Genomic DNA, 18681 nt, shown 5'->3' with positions numbered 1-18681 from the left:
CGCGCTCGTTTTCAATTCTTGATGCGCACGATCTGCCCGTTGTTGCCTACCGTGATCAGCGCGCCATCCCCGGCCTGCGCGATGCCGGCAAACCAGGACGCCGGCACCAGCGGATCGCGCAAGGCCTGCCAGCTGCTGCCACCGTCAGTACTGCGCAGTGCCTCGCGCATGCCGGTGATCAGTACCTCGCCCGGGCCGCCATCCTGGATGCCGAGCAGATTCGCCTGACTGCCGATGTCCACCGTCTGCCAGCTCTGGCCCTGGTCTTCGCTGCGCAGCACGCAGCCGCTCTGGCCAACTGCCCAGGTGTGGCCGTTCTTGTCGAGCCGCAGCGCGAACAGCGAGGCATCGCCCTTGTGCAGCAGCTGCCAGTCGCCGCTTTGCACGCTGCGCCGCAGGATCAGCCCGAACTCGCCGGCCACCAGCAGGTTGCCGGCTTCGTCGATGCTGCTGGCGTACAGATGCGGTTGCTGGCCATCGCTGGTGTAGGGCGTCCAGTCCGGTGCCACCGCCTGCCAGCTCTTGCCGGCATCGCTGCTGAACAGCACGGTGCCGAAAGCACCAACCGCCACCGCCTGGCCTTGTGCATTCAGACTCACCGCGAACAGGCGCTGCTTGCTGCCGCTCTCGGCCTGCTGCCAGGCGCCGCTGCCTTCACGGCGCAGCACCAGGCCGTACTGACCCACGGCCAGCGCGCGTCCCGCTGCAGCACTCACGCCCATCAGACCCAGCTCGGTGGGTGCGGGCGTCACGGCGCTCCAGGTCCTGCCGCCGTCGCGGCTGTCGAAGATCGCGCCGCCGGCGCCCACCGCCAGGCCCTGCTCGCGATCAAAGCTGACCGCGAACAAGGCATCGTGCGGCGTGCCCTTGAGCAGCACCTGCAGCGAAGGCGGGGCCAGTGCGGTGGCGGCGAGACTCGCCAGCAGCGTGCTGCCGGCCAGCAAGCGCTGGATCGAATGGCGGGATTTGCGCATGAGCTTCATCACCTTCACTTGGCCACGGCCAGTTCGGGCTGGAGGGCATCGTCGCTGGCGGTGAACTGGGAGAGATCGACGCCCTCACCGACGATGAGGTCCTTGCGGCCGACGAATCGTGGTTTTACGAGCCAGACGAGCAGGGGCAGGACCACGAGTGCGAGGACCATGTTGATGAGCATGGTGAGCACCAGCAGCAGGCCCATGTCGGCCATGAACTTCAGGCCGGAGAGGAAATACCAGGGCAGGATCGCCAGCAGCATGATGGTGGCGGTGAACATGATGGCCTTGCCGGTGGTGGTGAGCGAGGCGGTGATGGCGCGGCCCCAGTCCTGCTCCTGGGCGTGATACTCCTCGCAGATGCGCGAGAGCAGATAGATGCCGTAGTCGATGCCGACGCCGACACCGATGGCGGCGACCATCAGCGAGTTGATGTCCAGGCCGATGCCGAGCAGATGCATGCTGGCATTGAGAATGAAGTTCGACAGATTCACCGGAATCAGCAGGATCAGACCGGCGACCAGCGAGCGATAGGCCAGCGAGCAGCCGGCCAGAATCACCAGATTGAGCAGGCCGATGATCACCCAGTGATAACGCTTGACCACATTGTTCATGGCCTGCTGCAGGGCGATGGTGCCGGTGCCCAGACGCACGATGAAATCCTTGTGATCGATGCCGACCTTGGCCACCGCCGCGCGCGCCGAAGCCAGCGCGGCATCGACGGTCTCCTGCTTGTTGTCCTTGTACCAGGCCGACACCGTCGAGTTCTGCATGTTGAAATCGATGACGTTGGCAAAGGCCTTGGTGCTGGAACCGAGCGTCACGGCAATGGCGGCGGCATTGACCGCCTCGTTGTCCGGGTCCAGCACCAGCCACTTGGGATTGCCGCCGGCAAACAGACGATTGCCCTCCATCAGGTAATCGCCGAAGGACAGCGTCGCGCGCGGCGCCGCCGCGTCATGCTCCAGCTCACGCTGCAGACGGAACATGGTCATCACCGTATCGGCCTGACGCGCGACCCGGTTGGGGTTGTTGGCGATCTTCGGCTCCAGCACGATCTCCAGGGTGTTCACGCCCGGGAAATGACGGTTGATCTGGCGGATCGCCTCGTTGTATTCCGACTCCGGCCAGAGCAGATTGCTGCCCTCCACCGGATTGCCGATGCGGATCTGCAGCGCGGTGTAGACCGCAAACACGCCGATGACGGCAAAGACCACCGTGGTGATGCGCGCCGGCTTGCCGTAGGACAGATAAGACACCCGGCGCAGCAGGGCCTGGAAGGCATTCTGGAAGGCCGAGCTGCGACCCTCGCGGCCCACCAGGCGATCGACATTGTCCGGCGGCGGCAGCGACGCCAGCAGCAGCGAGATCAGCACCACGCCGGTGGGAATCAGCCAGATGCACCAGAAGCCGCAGAACAGCGCGAAGCGCTCCATGGCCGGAATCGGCGCGATGGCAATCAGGAACACACCGACGATATCGGTGAAGATGCCCAGTACCGAAGGCGCCATCATCACGCCCATGGTGATTTCCGCGGCTTTGACGCGGTCGCGCACATGCGAGTAGACCTCGTAGTAGCGCTCGGTGAACTGCACGCAGTGCGAGAAGGAACGCGCCACCAGCAGCAGCGGCACGATCATCAGCAGCGGCTCGATGGGCGACTTGAGCCAGCCGGTCAGACCAAAGCCCCAGATCGCCGCCACCGCACTGGTGACCAGGGGCGTGACCACGCCGACGATATTGCGCATGTAGAACAGCAGCGACAGCACCAGGGCGCCGAGCGTGACGGCGAAGATGCCGAACATCTGCGACTGGTACTTGTAGACCCAGCCGGTGAGCGCGGGCTGGCCGGCCAGATAGATTTCGTGGTCGGCGTCGCGGGCTTTCTCCACCAGATCGTGCACGTACTGGAAAGCCGTGCCGTAATCCAGGCGCTGCTCGATGAAGGTGGCGTTGATCAGCGTGGCGCTGGCATCGCCGGAGATCAGGAAGGTGCGCGCATTGGGCGACTTGTCCACGCGCCCGCGAAAGTCCGCCAGCTCCTCGGGCGTGGCAGGCACGCGGTCTTCCATCAGCGGACGCATGTCGATGCCAAAGGGCGTGGCCTCGGCGTAGCGCGCCTTTTCCGTGGCAATCGAGAGAATCTGGTCGTGGTCCACGCCGGGCGCGAGGTCCACATCGCGGGTCAGCTTCCAGACCTTGTTCAGCGTCTCGGCGTTATAGATATCCCCGCTCTTGCGCTTGACCATGATGGTCATGGTCAGCGGATTGCCGAAGTTGGGATGATCCTTGAACACCTGCACGAAGGGATCGTCCTTGGGCAGCAGGTCCGAGAAGATCGTCTTGAGCTGCACCTGCGGCAGGCCCGCCGCAAATCCAGCCGTGATCACCGCAAACACCAGCCACGAGGCAAGCCGGTGCGCCATCACCCAGCGGGCAATGCGAAAACGAAGCGAGTACATGCGATTAGCTCAGGCGAAAGGGAGCGGAATCGCAGCGCGCGCGGCGTCGCGACGATTGCGGAACAAAGCGCGCGCCAAGCCCAACGCTCGGCCACACGCGATCAGCGTGCCTTGGGTACAAAGCTGCCTCCTCATTTAATAATTCAAGACCGGGCGCCTGGCCATCGAGATGGCAGCGGCTGGTTCAAGTTCGTTGCGCTTCTGGGCGCAATCGCTTGAGTAGCAGTCTAGGAGGCCTATTGCGGGCAGGCACTACACTAACGGGTAGTTTGAGTGCCGCAGTGCCAGGGCGGCGAACAGGCGGGTTCAAACGGAAAATGCACGCTGGATCAGCGTTGCGCAGGCGGCATCCGCGGGTAGCGTGCCGTATTGCAGGCCATGTTCGCCGCCGAGGCGGCTGTCGCACCAGAGCGCGGCGGAAGGGCTATCGGCGCGCAGCAGTATCGCGGCCTGCAGTGCCAGCGCCATGCGTTCGACGATGCGCCGCGAGCGCAGCTCCAGCGTGGCACGATCGTCCAGCGCCGCCTGCAGCCGGAGGATTTCGCGGTCCAGTTCGCGATGCGCACCGCGCACCGACTGCAGCTCGGCAAACAGCGCCTCGCGCGTGCCTTCTTCCTTGTTCAGTGCGCGCAGCACATCCAGACACTGGATATTGCCGCTGCCTTCCCAGATCGAATTCAGCGGCGCCTGACGGTAGAGGCGCGGCAGATTGGTTTCTTCCACATAGCCGGCGCCGCCCAGACATTCCTGCGCCTCGTTGACGAAGCCCGGGCAGCGCTTGCAGATCCAGTACTTGCCGATGGCAGTGGCCAGACGCGCGAACGCGGCTTCCTGTGCATCGCGCCTGGAAGCATCCACGGCCCGCGCGATGCGAAAGGTGAGTGCGGTGGCCGCTTCGCTCTCCAGCGCCAGATCCGCGAGCACGTTCTGCATCAGCGGCTGCTCGATGAGCCGCTTGCCGAAAGCCTTGCGGTGCCGCGCATGATGCAGCGCCTGCACCAGGGCCTGACGCATCAGGCTCGCCGAGCCGATGCAGCAGTCCAGGCGCGTGAGCGCCACCATTTCCAGAATCGTCGCCACGCCGCGGCCATCACCGCCCACCGGCTGCGCCCAGGCGCCGAGGAACTCGACTTCGCTGGAGGCATTGCTCCAGTCGCCGAGCTTGTCTTTCAGGCGCTGCACGCGGATCGCATTGCGGCTGCCGTCGTCGAGAATCTTGGGTGTGAGAAAGCAGCTCAGGCCGGCATCGGTATTGGCGAGCACCAGCCAGGCGTCGCACATCGGCGCCGAGAAAAACCATTTGTGACCGACCAGCTCGTAGCTGCCGTCGCCCAGCGCATAAGCGCGCGTGCTGTTGCTGCGCACGTCCGAGCCGCCCTGCTTTTCGGTCATGCCCATGCCCATGGTGCAGCCGCGCTTCTGCGCCGCCGGCAGCACGCGCGGATCGTATTCATAGGAATGAATGCGCGGCTGCCACTGCGCGGCCAGCGCCGGTGCGTGCTGCAGCGCCGCCGCCGCCGAATGCGTCATGGTCAGCGGGCAGGCCGTGCCGGCTTCGGCCTGATTGTGCAGAAAGGCCAGGGCCGCACGGGCCACATGCGCGCCGGGCTTGCCGGCATGACGCCAGGCATAGGCGTGCACGCCGTAGGCCATGCCCAGCTGCATCACGCGGTGATAGCTGGGATGAAACTCCACTTCGTCGATGCGGTTGCCGTAGCGGTCGAAGCTTTTCAGCCTGGGCTTGTTCTCGTTGGCGGTGTAGCCCAGCGCCATCAGCTCGCCACCGGCCACCGCGCCGTATTCATGCAGATGTGACTGCGCCCAGCCGCCGCCCTCGCGGGCCACGGCCTCGCACAGCGACGCGTCGGTTTCGAAAGCGTTGTACTCGCCCAGCGGCGGCGCCTGGTTTTCGACGGCGTGGGTGCGGAATTGATCGGCGAAGCTCATGACCTTGCCTCAGCTCAATGCGTCTTCGTCGGCCACCACCGGCCGGCTGACGCGCGAGGCGCGCATCACTTTCTCCGGCTGGCTGGGATCGACGATCTCGATGTGGTCCTCGTGCACCGCCTTGATGGTGGCGGCGAAAGGCCAGTCGCCGAGCTTGGGCACGCGATAGCTGACGGTATCGCCGACCTTGAAGCTGGCGGGGTTGAAGTTGAAATCGAACGGGCATTTCTCTTCGCTCATCGGCGCTCTCCACAGACTGTTGTTGGCGAGCATAGCGCGCCCTGGCTTGCATCGCAGTCGCGCCCGACGGCAGGATGCGTTCACGGTAAAGAGGAGAAACCATGAGCGACACGCCGGACCCGGCCCAGGACGCCGATTTGCGCACGCTGCTGCGCGGCGTGCATCGCGTCGCGGTGCTGGGGATCAAGACCGAAGGCCAGGCGGCGCAGCCGGCATTTTACGTGCCCCGCTATCTGCAGCAGGCCGGACTCCAGCTGGTGCCGGTGCCGGTCTACTACCCGGAGGTCACGCGCATACTCGGCGAGCCGGTGTACCGGCGGCTGGTGGACATTCCCGGCGAGATCGATCTGCTCGACGTCTTCCGTCGCCCGCAGGATCTGGCCGGGCACCTGGACGATATTCTCGCCAAGCGGCCGCGGGCGGTGTGGCTGCAGCTGGGAATCCGCGACGATGATTTCGCGGCGCGCCTGCGCGCGGCCGGCATCGATGTGGTGCAGGACCGCTGCCTGATGGTGGAGCATCGCCGCCTGCTGGGGGCCATGACGTGAGCGCGGCGGCCGAGGCACAGGCCCTGCGCTTCGAGCATCTGGTGCAGATCAATGATCCCGCCGACGTGCGCATCGAAGCCTTGAGTCGCGAACAGCTCTGGCGCGGCCTGTGGCTGCGTGCGCAGGCGCCCAAGCTGTTCATTCCCTGGCTGGACGAAGCGCTGATCGAGAACCTGGAAAACGGCCAGCTGCGCCGCAGCCTGCGTTTCGGCAGCTATGAGGTGCGCGACATCGTGCACTTTGAAGGCGACGAGGCGGTGCGCTACGAGGTGCAGGATTCCGAATCGGGCAATCGCTTTGAACTGGTCATGCGCATCGAAGAACCCGCGCCGCAGCGTCTGTTCGTGCGCTTCAGTTACGAGGCGCAGTCGCAGGATCATCGCGCCGACAATCCGCTGGGCGATATGGTGCGCAGCGCTTACCGCCATGCCGACGAGGACACCGTGTTCCGCATCCGTCAGCTCGCCGCCAGCGGCGTGCTGGACGCGCACTGAAGAATGCAGTCGCTACACTGCGGATCAGCAGGCCACAATATTTCCGGGAGCGATGCACCATGACCGCGCTATATGACATTCCCCTGCAGACCATCGACGGTGCTGCCGCCACGCTCGCGGCGTATCGCGGCAAGGTGCTGCTGATCGTGAACGTGGCCTCGGCCTGCGGCCTCACGCCGCAGTACGCCGGCCTGGAAGCGGCCTACGAGAAATATCGCGGCCAGGGTCTGGAAGTGCTGGGCTTTCCCTGCAATGACTTCGGCGCGCAGGAGCCGGGCACGCATGAAGAGATCAAGCGCTTCTGCGATACCAGGTTCAAGGTGCAGTTCCCGCTGTTCGCCAAGCTTTCGGTGAAGACGGGCTCACGCCATCCGCTCTACCAGCAGCTGATCACGGCGCAGCCGCAGGCGCAGTACAAGCCGGGCAGCGATTTCCGTGAAAAGCTCGCCGGCTATGGCATCAAGCAGGAAAACCCCAGCGATGTGCTGTGGAATTTCGAGAAGTTCCTGATCAGCCGCAGCGGCGCGGTGGTGGGCCGCTTCGCGCCGGACACCGCGCCGGATGAGCCGCTGCTGGTGCAGGCCATCGAGGCTGAGCTGGCCAAGGGCTGAGCGGCGCCTAGCCGCGTGCTTAAAAAACGGAGTTTTCGGCATGCTGTGCTTGGCACATGGAGGTGCCAACGGTAATCAAGCGCGTAAGCGCTTGATTACCGGGAGCGCAGGAAAACCACGTTTTTCCGTAGCGACCTGAAAAACGCCAAGGATGGCGTTTTTCAGCAAGCTGTTAGGTCCGTCCGGCGAGCTTGTCCAGCGCAAAGCCCAGATTCTTCTGCACCCGCTCGCGATGGGCGGCGGGTAGCAGACCGCCGCCGAGCAGGGATTCGCAGCTCTGACGGCAGGCCTCGTAGTCGCCCATCCAGTAGCTGGCGATGGCGTATTCATCCAGCGCACGCCACTGGTACCACTCCACGCTCACGAACAGCACATCATCGGGCTGCGCGATGGCGATGGCGGCTCTGGCGTAGAGCTGCGCCAGCGGCCAGCGGGGTCCGTTCAGACGGTGGTACTCCGCCAGCTCGCCCAGGGACTCGGCGCGCGTGGGGCGGTAATCGTAAGCCTGCAGATAGGCTTCGCTGATTTCACGGCTGCTGCGGCCCAGCCGGCGGCACAGGCGCGCCGCTTCCAGCAGGGCGCAGAAGGCTTCCTCGGCAAAGCCGCCCAGCTGCGCGCGGCGCCGGTACACGCTCAGGCTCTTCTCCAGCTCGCCGCAGTCGCGATAGCTCTGCGCCAGATAGAAGGTGTAGCGCGGATGATCCGGCTCGCGCTGCAGGGCGCGCTCCAGCACCTCGGCATCGCGGCGGTATTTTTCCTCGGCGCCCTGCAGGCTGCGGCCGCCGCCGCCGACGATCTTCATGCGCACGCCCGGCAGCAGCGCACGGGTACAGGGCTGCCCGCATTCCAGGTATTCGTGAATCACGCCTTCCCAGCGCCAGGGCAGCGCGGTGCTGACCATGGCCACGCGCCGGTAACTGATGCTGGCGTAGTCGATCTGGATTTCGTAGGCCTGCGCGTCCAGCACCGGCATCCGGAAACCCGCATCCAGCTGGAAGCAGTCATCGGCATCGATGAACAGCAGATAGTCGGCGCGTGCGCGCGCCAGCTCGATGGCCTCGCTGCGGTTGTGCGCGAAGTCCACCCAGGGGCGCTCCACCAGCTCGCCCGGCAGATCCTTCAGATACTCGCGGATGAGGGCCTGCGTGCCGTCGCTGGAGCCGGTGTCGACGATCAGCCAGCTGTCGATCAGCGGCAGCACGGATTCGAGGCAGCGCCGGATCACGTGCGCCTCGTTCTTCACGATCATGTTCAGGCAAACGGTCTTGCGGCTCATCGGCGATGGCGGAATCGTCAGCGGGGTCTCGAAACAATCGTGCCGGCGCAGGCCGGCACGGTGCAAGGCAAAACCGCGTAGGGCTCAGCCGCGCCGCCAGCGGCGGCCAAAGGCCAGCGCCGCCAGGCCCAGCAGCAGACCCGGCGCCATCGGGCCGCCGCCACCGCCGCCACCCGAGGTGCCCTTGGAATCCGTGCTGCTGCCGTCGGTGGCCGAGGCGATCTTCACGGCGAAGGCTGCCTTGGCGCCGTTCAGGCTGGTCTGGTACGCACCCTCGGTGGTGGGAAAACCGCCGGTGGTGGAGCCCACCACGTACACGCCGCTGTTGGCATCCACCGCCAGCGCCTCGGCGGTGTCGTCGGCGCTGCCGCCCAGATAGCTGGAGAACAGCAGCGAGTTGCCGGCGGCAGCGAACACCGCGACGAAAGCATCATCGCTGCCGCCGCCGTAAGTGGATTGCGTGGCCACCTTGAGCGGGAAGTTGCCGGTGGTGTCGCCGGCCACATACACGCGATTGCTGCTGTCCAGCGCCAGGGCATTGATCTGATCCGAGCCCGAGCCGCCCAGATAGCTGGCGAACACCAGGCTGCCGCCGCCCAGCGCCAGCTTGGCGACGAAGCCATCGGTATCGCCACCGCCGAAGCTGCTCTGGTAGGCGTTCTTCACCGGCAGGCTGCCGGTGGTGTAACCGCCGAGCACGGCATTGCCGCCGCTGTCCACCGCCAGCGTGGTGGCGCCGTCATAACCGCTGCCGCCCATATAAGAGGCATAGACCAGATTGCCGGCGGCCGGATCGAATTCCGCGACGAAGGCGTCCTGCTCGCCGCCGCCGAACGCGGTCTGCGCCGCGCCGCTGCTGGCGGGGAAGCTGCCCGTGGTGTTGCCGGCGATATAGACATCGCCCGCGTCCAGGCCGATGCCCACCGCATAGTCCTCGCCCGCACCGCCCAGATAGCTGGCGTAGCTCAGCGCCGAACCGGCGGCATTGAGCGTGGCGACGAAGGCATCGCTGCTGCCGCCGCCGTAGGCGCTCTGCGCGGCATTCTTGCTCACCGCGAGGCTGCCGCCCTCGGCGACCGTGCCGGCCAGATACGCCGTGCCGCTGCTGTCCACGGCAATGGCGCCGATGCCGCTGCGTGTACCGCCCAGATAGGTGGAGTAAACCAGCGCGCTGCCGTCGGCACTGAGCTTGGTGACGAAGCCGTCCGAAGTGCCGCCGGCATAGCGGGTCTGCAGCGCGCCCTCGGTGGTGGGGAAGTTGCCGTTGACCAGACCGGCCAGATACGCGTTGCCGCTGCTGTCCACCGCCAGGCCCTTGGCCAGCGCGTAACCGCTGCCGCCGACATAAGTGGCGTAGAGCAGGGCGGTGCCGCTGGGATTGAGCTTGGCGATGAACGCGTTCTGCACGCCGCCGCCGCTGCTGGTCTGCGCCGCGCCGCTGCTGGTGGGGAAGTCGCTGGAAGTGGAACCGGCGATGTAGATGTTGCCGGCGGTATCCACGACCACGGCGCTGGCCCCGGCGTTATTGCCCAGATAGCTGGAATAGCTCAGCACCGGATCGATGGTCAGCGGCAGGCTGCGGTCGTAGGCGCCCAGCGCAATGCGCACGCGCTGCGGCGCCGCCTTGCTGAGCTGGTAACGGCTGGCGACGATGCGGCGCTCACCGTTGACGGTTTGATACGCCAGCGGGCGATGCTGCGTGATCGTGCCCTGCGCGGTGTGCAGCAGCAGATTGCCCTCGGCATCCAGGCTCAGGCGTTGCGTGCCGCTGTAGCCCAGCGCGATGCGGCTGGCATCGGCCTGGGGCGCCAGCACGAAGTCGTACTCCAGCTCGCGGCCATTGCCGTAGTACACCAGATCGATGCCGGGATACACGTTCTGCGCCCGCACCCGCGCGTACTGCGGCACCTCGCGGCGCCACTGCGAAGGCTGGCTGCCGGTGAAGTAATGGCTCTTGCCCGGCAGCGGCGCTTCAGGCTGCAGCCTGGCGGCGGCGGAGGCGCCCAGCAGCTGGCTGCGGACGGTCAGCGGCGCACCGTCGCGACGGAGCTTGAGCGTGGCCGTGGTGGCCTGCAGCTCCAGCGCATAAGCGGTGCCGAAGGCCGCGTAACGCGCCGCCTGCGCGTCCGCGCCCGGCTCGAAGCGCAGCGGCAGCTGGTCGATGCGCTGCAGCGCCGATGCGGCGGACGGCGGGGTCACATGGGCCAGCGCCGCCGACAGCGGCAGCAGGCTCAGGCACAGCACGGTAGAGAGTTTGATCGTGTTCATTTCGGTGGTCCTTCCGAAAGTTCTTTGATTGCAGGTGCGGCGCGGCTTCAGCGCGCGAGACGGTGTGCGGCGCTTGGCGGAGGCGGTGTCCGCCCCCGGGCTGGCGCGTCCGGTGCCGGAACGGGCAGACAGCCGCGCCCGCCGCAAGCGGCCGCGCCACGAGCCGCCGCGAAACATGTGTTGAGCTTCATGAACCCGCGATTCCCCCAAAAGTGCGGCCGGTGGTCTGCTGGCTCAGCGCAGTTGTATCCCTGATACCAGCGCCTGCCCGCCGACTCTTCCGGTCCCCCGAGCCGGACCGCCATGGCTGGCCAGCCCGGATGTCCCCCGACAATGCCGGCCATGCTGCCGGGCCGGGGGCGGGAAGTCCTGAGCAAACTCCGAGCATGGGGGCTCGCTGCCCGATGAGCGCCCCGGCCGCCGGGCACGCGCCCTGCGGCATCGGCGGATCAGATCGATTCTGTCGCCGAGCCGCTCGGCGACCGGGCCGCCTGTCTACTTGCCCCGCGGTCCGTTTCGGAACGGGCTGACCGATCTCGCGGTGTCGTTGCGCACCCAGGGGCGGCTCATGGCGTGATCGGTACCGGCCTGCTGCGGACCTCCCAGCTCGACGAATATCCTTTTCAGGTTCTCGCGCATCCGTGTCTGCGTGTTGGCGGCGGTGACGGTCGTACTTCTGGCGAAAGGCCTGACATTGCTGGCCGCCAGTGGCGCAGTGAAATTGCCCAGCGTGTAGGCAATGCCCGCCTTCAGTCCCGCTTCGATGATGGAGACGAGATCGGCGCCGTCCTCGACGGCTGCCTCCATGGCCGCCGTGACCTTCGCCCGGCGCTCCAGATCCAGTTGTGAATGCAGCTTTCCTGCGTCCCCCTTTGCGAGGGCGAAGGCGCCCGGCTGCTTGGGGCTTGTTGGATGCTGCATCGAAGCATCACGCGTCGCAAAGCCGGACATGCCGGTGGGAAAGCGAACTCTTGAAAGCTCGTTGATGGCGCGATCCAGCAGTTTCGCTGCGGGCTCGCCTGCGCCACGATCCTTCAATTTCTTGCTCATGCCCCTGGCCAACTCGCGGATGGACGAGGTGGAGACCAGTTCATCCTGTCCCGCTTGCGCCTTTCGATAGCGGCCTTCAAAGCCCTGGGCCTTGAAGGCTGACACCCATTCACCATCGGTATGGCCTTCGGGATTCGCGACCTTGCCCAGCCGCGCCGACAGGCTCCGTACGCTCTTGGCCGTCAAGCTCATTTCTTCAACCGCCATTTCGCCGACCTTGCTCAAGCGGTTCGAAAGATCACTGTGAGTGACTTTCTCACCGGGACCGCCTCCGGCGGGTGCGGGGGCCGGCGCCGTTGAGCGATTGGTGCGGGTGCCGGAGAAGGCCTGCCTGGGCGCGACGCCCTTGGCGACGGGTCTGGCAAGCCCTGCACGAGAAGCTTGCAAGGATCTCGGCGTTCGCGCAGCCTGAAAGACCCGCGCCGGCGCCGCCGTGGCGCCGGATGTAGGACGGGAGCGGTGTGTTGTGGACGCGGTCTTCGGTGAACGCTTTTTTCTTACATTGCTCATGTCGACTGGCTTGAAGGAGATCAGTCTGTGATGGAGAGGGCCCTGATTTCATAAGCCGCCGGATCAGCGGAATCGCCGATCGGGGAAATGGTCATCACGATTTCATTCATGCCAAGACGCAGGTAATCGTGATAGTCGATCGAGTCGTACTGATTGTTGCGAAGCTGAATCTGCAGGGTGTTGTCGGTGCCGCCTTCACCTTCCCTGGCATCGACGTAGACGGTCACGACGGTGTCTTCGTCGTCGTTGAACTTGAAATCCAGGCGGCAGCCAGACCCGGAATTCTTCCAGTGCTTCAGATTCAGGTTGAACGGCTGATAGGGATCGACGATCTTGAACTGTATCTTCAGGCTGGCGCGGGTCGTGCCGGAGACAGTGGCCCGCATCGGCTCGCTGAATCCTGTGGCAGTGACATAGAGATTGTTGGCGTTGGAGACAATCCGCGCCACGGCGCCCGGACTGGGGGGCACCAGAAACTGCTTGCGGAAGAAGCCGATGACCGCAGTGCCTTCCGGATCGGACAGCGTGATCGGATCAAGCCCCAGGAGAATCAGATCCAGTGACGGGGAGTCGAGCGACAGCAGGCTGGGCGTGCTGTCCATTTCAGCAACGGTGTAGATGCCGTTGGAGCGGTAGTGGCTGCCTCGGGTATATCCCAGTCCATGCTCGATGAGCAGCCCGGATGTTTCGACGCAGCTGCTCAGCGGTACCAGCCACTCCACTTTCGTGGTGAAGTCGATGCCAAATAACGAGAGCTCGGATGGTGGATAGGGAATCGGCTGCGCGGCGTTCGTGTCGGAGGTATCGAACAGGCGCTTGGCTACGAAATCAGGCAGCTCGATTCGCACCTTGTCACCCGTTGTATCGCGTGTATAGCGGTCACGAATCCCATTCCAGGGATACTCCTGACCGAATATCCAGGTCATCGCAAGGGACGCCGGATCCGACGATGCGTAGCCACCCCAGTCCTTGATGCTCATCGCGGCGCCGGAGGAGCTGGCACTGCTTTTGTTGGATTCAAATCCGCTCGCCAGACTGCTGGAGGCTTCTCTGGTGTTCGAGTGGCTGAAGTTGCCGCCCGCGGACCCCATCGGCTCGCCCATCATCACGCCTAGGGACATCTCAACACCATAGCTGTTGGTGGAGGACGTGCTGGAGCCAACCGATCGCTGCTGGGAGAAGCTGCTGGAGCTGCCCGAGTTTTCGCCGGACGAAAGTTGAATGCCGGTATTGACCGTCTTGGGCGAGTAATCGAGCAGCTTGAACTGTCCGGCGTCGAGATTCTTGATCGCCGAAGCAATGCTCAACATCAAAGGATAGTTCTTGAAGCCATCGCCGGAGTTCGGATTCAGGTGCTGCGTGCCGGAGCCCGGAACCCGGACGCGCGTCATGCAGCTGACGCGATACGACTTCTGAATGGTGAGATTGCGTGCGTCTTCCACCATTCGAACTTCATAGGTGGTTTCGCACTGCGCTGGCGATGGCGTATCGCCATCGACTCCGGAAAAGAAGACCAGTTTCTGGGATTGGCACGCGGTGTACAAATCACGGAACGAGAGCATCGAGCGTTCTCCATTTAATCAGGGTCAGCGGCGTGCCCGCCCGGACACGCCGCTGCATTTTTTTGACGGCCTTGCGCGGAGCTTGCGGATCAGTCATCGCCCCATGGGGCCGAGGGCGATAAAGGAGAAGCTGCGGTCTTCGGCGCTGCCGGAGCTGCCTCCGGTCAGGACGGTGCATGAATCCTTGTAGACGAAGGGAAAGGTGATCTGGTCCAAGGTGGACTCACCCATGCTGCCGAAATTGGTCTGGCTGCCGACGACGGCGGGAGCTTCGGAAAATGGCAATGAAAAAACGATGCGATACGTGCCGTTGCTCTCGCGGTGACAGGAGAAGTTGCTGCCGCTGGTTATCCTGCCGTTCTTGTCGATGCTGCCATACACCATCATGGGGAAATCGCTGTCGCCGATTTTCTTTTCCATTGCAAAGCTCCTTTTAAGTTGATTGGAATGAGCTGCGGGATTGATTGACGCGCCCGATTCGCGACAGTCGTCAATCCTGCGACCGACGTTTCTCTTGCTCCGATAAAGGCGCGAGCGGCATCGGTGTGGCTTTAGTGTTGCGGCCAGGCAAGGGCGAGTCCTGAGCAAACTCCGAGCAATTGCGCAAGGAGCATGGACAGTGCGGAGTGGACAGCGGCCCGGCATGCCGCACTGGCAAAGTCATGCAAAGCTCATCCAGGATCTTGTGCCTGCCGCTTCTAAAAAGGCGCGATGTTCTTGCGCGGCCGGCAACTCAAGCTCGGTAAGGCGCTTCATTGGCCTTGATACATTCAGGTGACGCGCACAGCTCGATGCAAGCGATGCTGCCCTGGGCGCGAACGACGTCTGCGCTGCGTGCCTTTGCGGCGCATTGCCGACACTCGTTTGTATATATCAAGCGCCTACGCGCGCCGCCTCGCGCTCGCGCTGTCGCACTTCGATCTGCGTGAACGCTGCCAGCAGCGCCTGGTCCTGTGCGGCCTGCGAGTAGCGTGCGGCGGTCTGGCGTCCGGCGCGGCGCATGGCGTCGTGGACGCCGGGCTGCCGGCGTTCCGCACGCAGCGCTGCGCCCAAGGCCTCCAGCAAGGCGGGCCCATCGCCTTCATCCAGCCAGATGCCGTTGTCGGCTCGCGCATATTCACGGCCGCCGATGCCGGTGAAGCCGATCACCAGGCAGTCCGCCGACATGGCCTCCAGGGCCGGCAGTCCCAGCGCCTCGCTGGCTTGCAGTGACACGAAGTAGCGCGCCTGCTGCAGCTGCGCCAGCACCTGTGCATGCGGCAGACCATCGATCTCGATCCACGCCACATCAGCCAGATCGGGAAACGCCAGCGGCCACACCGCGCGCAGCCAGCGCGCCAGTTCCGGCAGCTTGCGTGGCATGTAGGCGATGGCCGGGCGCGCCGCCGCGGCGGCTTCGGGAATCGCGGCGATGGCTGGTGGCGTGCGCAGGCAGGGCAGCTCCGGGAAACAGCGGCGGACGATGGCCTCGCTGGAGTCCGAGACCACCAGCGCCCCGTCGAACAGCGGGCCCTTGCTGAGCGGATCGCGCACGAAGCTGCTGCCCACATACGACCAGTTCTGCACCAGGAGCCAGAGCGGCACGCCCATCGCCTTGACCGCGCGCAGCCAGGTGGCGTCCATCACTTCGGGCGCGATCACGATGTCGCCCGATGCCGCTTGCCAGTGCGCCAGCTCATGCTTGCTCACCGACCAGAACTCGCCTGCCTTCGAGCCGGCCGGCGTATGCGTGAACGCGCGCCAGCCTAGGCGGTTGAGCGCCGCCACCATCTCGTAGATCACCTTCACGCCGCCGAACGGATGCTCGCAGGCAGGCACGTAGAACACGAAGCGCGGCCCGCGCTCGCGCGACGGCAGGCGCGCCTCGGCTTCGGCATCGCCATGACGCTGCTGCCAGAGCCCGCGCACGGCGGCCATCCAGTCGCGGCCGAAGCGCTCGGTATCGAACATCGGCGTGCCGCGCAGGCGTTCGCGCATCGTCCCGCGCTGCGCGGTCCAGGTGGCCTGCGCGGCGCCACGCCCGCGCGCGATGGCCTGGGCCACGTATTCGTCGATGCTGTAAGTGACCCAATCCGCGAGGCCGGCGGCCTTCAGGATCTGCTCGCCCTGCCGGCCGAGCATGCCGGGCACCGACAGCGTCAGCGTCGGCACGCCCATCCACAGCGCCGCAGCGGTCGTCGTGCCGCCCGGATACGGGAAAGTGTCGAGCAGCAGATCGACATCGGCATGGCCGGCCAGGTATTCGTCCGTGGGACGCAGTCCACGGATTTCCAGATGCGCAGGCGTGAAGCCCGCCTCGGCACAGCGGCGCCGCAGCCGCGCATGCTCCTCCGGGCCGGATTCCGGATCGCCCAGTGCCAGCACCCAGCGCGCCTCCGGCAGCGCGGCGGCGATCCGCGCCCAGGCCGCGAGCACCTGCGGCCCGAGCTTGAAGGCGCGCTGCATGCAGCCGAAAGTCACAAGGCCCGTGCGCAGCACCGGCGCTGCCGAGATCGGTGGTGCCTCCGCAGGTGCTGTGTAGCAGAGCCGCGTCTGCGGCAGGCGCAGCAGCGGCTCGGTGAAGAAATGCGACTCGCCCTCCGGCACGCACTGCGGGTCGGCGATCACGGCATCGATGAACGGCAGGCCGGTGGTGCCGTGGTAGCCCAGCCAGCTCAGCTGCAGCGGCGCCGGCCGCGCCGCGAAGGCGGCGAGGCGGTGGCCGGCCGAATAGCCGGACAGGTCCACCAGCACATCGATGCCGTCCTCGCGGATCTGCTGCGCAAGCCGCGCATCCGGCCAGCCGGCCACCTCGTGCCAGACCTGCATGTGTGTGCGCAGCCTTTCGGTCAGCGCATCGGCCGGCGCTGCACGGCTGGAATAGACGAACCAGTCGGCCGCACGCGCGGCGCTGGCACCCAGCAGCGCTTGAATGAAGTGACCCACGGGGTGCGACCACAGATCGGCCGACACCAGGCCGATGCGCAGGCGCGCATCGGCTCGGCGCGCCGGGCAGGGCGGCAGGCCGGCTGGATGGCGGGACACGTAATCCTCGCCCAGCTCGCGCGCCAGCGCGGCGATGCCGGCCGGATCGGGCGGCCAGATATGGTGCTCGTTGGCCAGCCGCAAGCCGATGGCATCCAGCGTGCCGCCGCTGGCGTGATAGAGCTGCAGGTAGCTGATGCGCGCCGCCGTGAAGTCGAGCAGCGCCTGCTGCTGGCGCGCGATTTCCACCAGTGCCAGGCGGGCGTACTCGGCGTGCAGCGGCAGCACGGCGCGGTAGGCCTCGATGGCCGCCTCGCGGCGCAGCAGCAGGCGCAGGGCGTTGCCCCGGTTGAACAGCGTCTCCGGGTTCTGCGGTTCCCGTGCCAGCGCCGCGTCGAACAAGGCCAGGGCTTGCGCCGGCTGGCCCAGCTGCGCGCGGACCCGGCCCATGGCGTTGCACAGGCTGGCCTGCCCGGGACGGGTCTCGGCCAGGCGCTCGTACAGCCGCAAGGCCTCGTCGAGGCGGTCCAGCTGCTCGCAAAGCGCCGCCGCCAGCGCCAGCGCCTCGAAGCCTGCGTCCGGCGCCTGCACGGCCGGCTGCAGCAGGGCGAGAGCGGCCGCCGACTCGCCGGCCTGGCTCAGCGCCAGTGCCCGCTGGTAAGGCGTGCCCCTGTCCTCGCCCGCGCGCATCTGGCTCAGTCCAGCTTGACCACCCGAATGAAGCAGGTGCCATCCGAGTTCAGCGTAAGGGGGAGGTTGATGCTGCTGTTCTGGGCCCGGATCAGGAACGTATCACCAGTATTCAGATACAGCGTGGTGGAAACGCTGCCGCGTGATCGGTTGACGAGCGGGAAAGCGGCGGCGCCACTGAAGCCATCGCCGAAGATATCGTCTCCGTCGTTCAGGCCGGAGCCGACCTGGACCAGCGGCATGGCAATCACGCCGCCTAAGGTATGCACAAGCTGCACGTTGATCTGGTAGAGGCCCGGCGTCACCACCGTGAAGGTGTCCGGACCGCTGGTGCCGTCGCTATCTGTCCAGGTGGCAACGCTGGCATCTGGCGTTGTGACCGTGCTGTTCCAGCTCAGCACTGGAGGAGTCGTAAGCGAGCTTCCGATCGGGATGTTCGTCGAGTTGGTCAGCTTGGCATACAACTGCAGCTTGGGCTTGCTGCCGCCGAGCGCAATGCCGGTTGTAGGCCAGGTGCCGCTGGCCTTCGGGCCGTAGAGCACCTTGTCGGTGGTATCGACGTAGAAATCCCCATCGCTGCCGAGGCTGGCCGAGGGCGCGCCGCTGCCGTTGAGCGTGGACGTGCCGCTGCCGCCGGTGGCACCTGTGGCGCCGGTTGCGCCCGTAGCACCCTGAATGCCTTGCGCTCCCGTGGCGCCGGTTGCCCCCGCGGCGCCGGTGACGCCCTGCGCTCCGGTTGCGCCGGTCGCCCCTTGGGGACCCGTGGCGCCTTGAATGCCTTGCCCGCCGGTGGCACCCGTTGCACCGGTGATGCCCTGCGGGCCCGTGGCCCCGGTCACGCCCTGAATGCCCTGAATGCCCTGTTCGCCCGTGGCGCCGGTGACGCCCTGCGGGCCGGTGGCACCCGTCGCACCCTGGATGCCCTGTTCGCCGGTTGCACCCGTGGCGCCCGTAGCGCCGGTGGCACCAACGGTGCCGGCTTCGCCCGTAGCGCCCGTCGCACCCGTGGCGCCAGCCGTGCCGGCTTCGCCCGTTGCACCCGTCGCGCCGGCTTGCGCCAGCGCTGTCCAGTTGCCATCCGTGCC

Annotated in this window: 13 protein-coding genes and 1 pseudogene; 3 read left to right on the top strand and 11 right to left on the bottom strand. The window is 65.9% G+C overall.

What is annotated here, in order from left to right:
• Positions 1 to 11 precede the first annotated feature (11 nt).
• The 4 genes from BMY12_RS07030 to BMY12_RS07015 form a co-directional block, all read right to left on the bottom strand.
• Positions 12 to 974, bottom strand: coding sequence for a WD40/YVTN/BNR-like repeat-containing protein (locus BMY12_RS07030; protein ID WP_177188888.1), 963 nt, complete (start codon positions 972 to 974; stop codon positions 12 to 14).
• A 14-nt stretch (positions 975 to 988) separates the two neighbouring features.
• Positions 989 to 3436, bottom strand: coding sequence for an efflux RND transporter permease subunit (locus BMY12_RS07025; RefSeq protein WP_093283816.1), 2448 nt, complete (start codon positions 3434 to 3436; stop codon positions 989 to 991).
• A 306-nt stretch (positions 3437 to 3742) separates the two neighbouring features.
• Positions 3743 to 5383 carry an isovaleryl-CoA dehydrogenase gene (locus BMY12_RS07020; protein ID WP_093283814.1) on the bottom strand — a complete coding sequence of 547 codons (1641 nt, stop codon included), beginning with the start codon at positions 5381 to 5383 and terminating at the stop codon, positions 3743 to 3745.
• Between the two features lie 9 nt (positions 5384 to 5392).
• The gene (locus tag BMY12_RS07015; RefSeq protein WP_093283811.1) at positions 5393 to 5623 is read right to left on the bottom strand and encodes a hypothetical protein; all 231 of its coding nucleotides are present in this window, start codon (positions 5621 to 5623) and stop codon (positions 5393 to 5395) included.
• 101 nt (positions 5624 to 5724) lie between these two features.
• On the opposite strand from BMY12_RS07015, the gene BMY12_RS07010 reads away from it, so the two are divergent.
• Genes BMY12_RS07010 through BMY12_RS07000 form a run of 3 tightly spaced genes read left to right on the top strand, consistent with a single transcriptional unit; the run spans position 5725 to position 7276 of the window.
• Positions 5725 to 6171 carry a CoA-binding protein gene (locus tag BMY12_RS07010; RefSeq protein ID WP_093283809.1) on the top strand — a complete coding sequence of 149 codons (447 nt, stop codon included), beginning with the start codon at positions 5725 to 5727 and terminating at the stop codon, positions 6169 to 6171.
• Positions 6168 to 6665 carry an AtaL-like protein gene (locus BMY12_RS07005; protein ID WP_177188887.1) on the top strand — a complete coding sequence of 166 codons (498 nt, stop codon included), beginning with the start codon at positions 6168 to 6170 and terminating at the stop codon, positions 6663 to 6665. The genes BMY12_RS07010 and BMY12_RS07005 overlap by 4 nt, the downstream gene beginning before the upstream one ends.
• Before the next feature lie 59 nt (positions 6666 to 6724).
• Complete coding sequence (locus tag BMY12_RS07000; RefSeq protein ID WP_093283804.1) at positions 6725 to 7276, top strand: glutathione peroxidase; 552 nt, start codon at positions 6725 to 6727, stop codon at positions 7274 to 7276.
• 172 nt (positions 7277 to 7448) lie between these two features.
• Here BMY12_RS07000 and BMY12_RS06995 read toward each other — a convergent pair whose 3' ends face one another.
• The 7 genes and pseudogenes from BMY12_RS06995 to BMY12_RS20815 form a co-directional block, all read right to left on the bottom strand.
• Positions 7449 to 8552 carry a tetratricopeptide repeat-containing glycosyltransferase gene (locus BMY12_RS06995; protein WP_218140114.1) on the bottom strand — a complete coding sequence of 368 codons (1104 nt, stop codon included), beginning with the start codon at positions 8550 to 8552 and terminating at the stop codon, positions 7449 to 7451.
• A gap of 84 nt (positions 8553 to 8636) precedes the next feature.
• Complete coding sequence (locus BMY12_RS06990; RefSeq protein WP_177188886.1) at positions 8637 to 10820, bottom strand: DUF7948 domain-containing protein; 2184 nt, start codon at positions 10818 to 10820, stop codon at positions 8637 to 8639.
• 495 nt (positions 10821 to 11315) lie between these two features.
• Positions 11316 to 12095: a hypothetical protein gene (locus BMY12_RS06985; protein ID WP_143068876.1), complete on the bottom strand. Its 780-nt coding sequence runs from the start codon at positions 12093 to 12095 to the stop codon at positions 11316 to 11318.
• Between the two features lie 305 nt (positions 12096 to 12400).
• Complete coding sequence (locus BMY12_RS06980) at positions 12401 to 13942, bottom strand: hypothetical protein (protein ID WP_143068875.1); 1542 nt, start codon at positions 13940 to 13942, stop codon at positions 12401 to 12403.
• 93 nt (positions 13943 to 14035) lie between these two features.
• Entirely contained in the window at positions 14036 to 14362 is a 327-nt protein-coding gene (locus BMY12_RS06975) for a hypothetical protein (protein WP_093283794.1), read from the bottom strand.
• Positions 14363 to 14815: 453 nt separating this feature from the next.
• A complete protein-coding gene (locus BMY12_RS06970; RefSeq protein ID WP_093283792.1) occupies positions 14816 to 17596 on the bottom strand; it encodes an O-linked N-acetylglucosamine transferase family protein in 2781 nt (926 codons plus the stop codon).
• A gap of 5 nt (positions 17597 to 17601) precedes the next feature.
• Positions 17602 to 18681: pseudogene (locus BMY12_RS20815) on the bottom strand (collagen-like protein); the annotation flags it as partial.

This window comes from Solimonas aquatica, assembly GCF_900111015.1.
GTDB lineage: Bacteria > Pseudomonadota > Gammaproteobacteria > Nevskiales > Nevskiaceae > Solimonas > Solimonas aquatica.
This window is presented reverse-complemented; position numbering and strand designations above follow the sequence as displayed.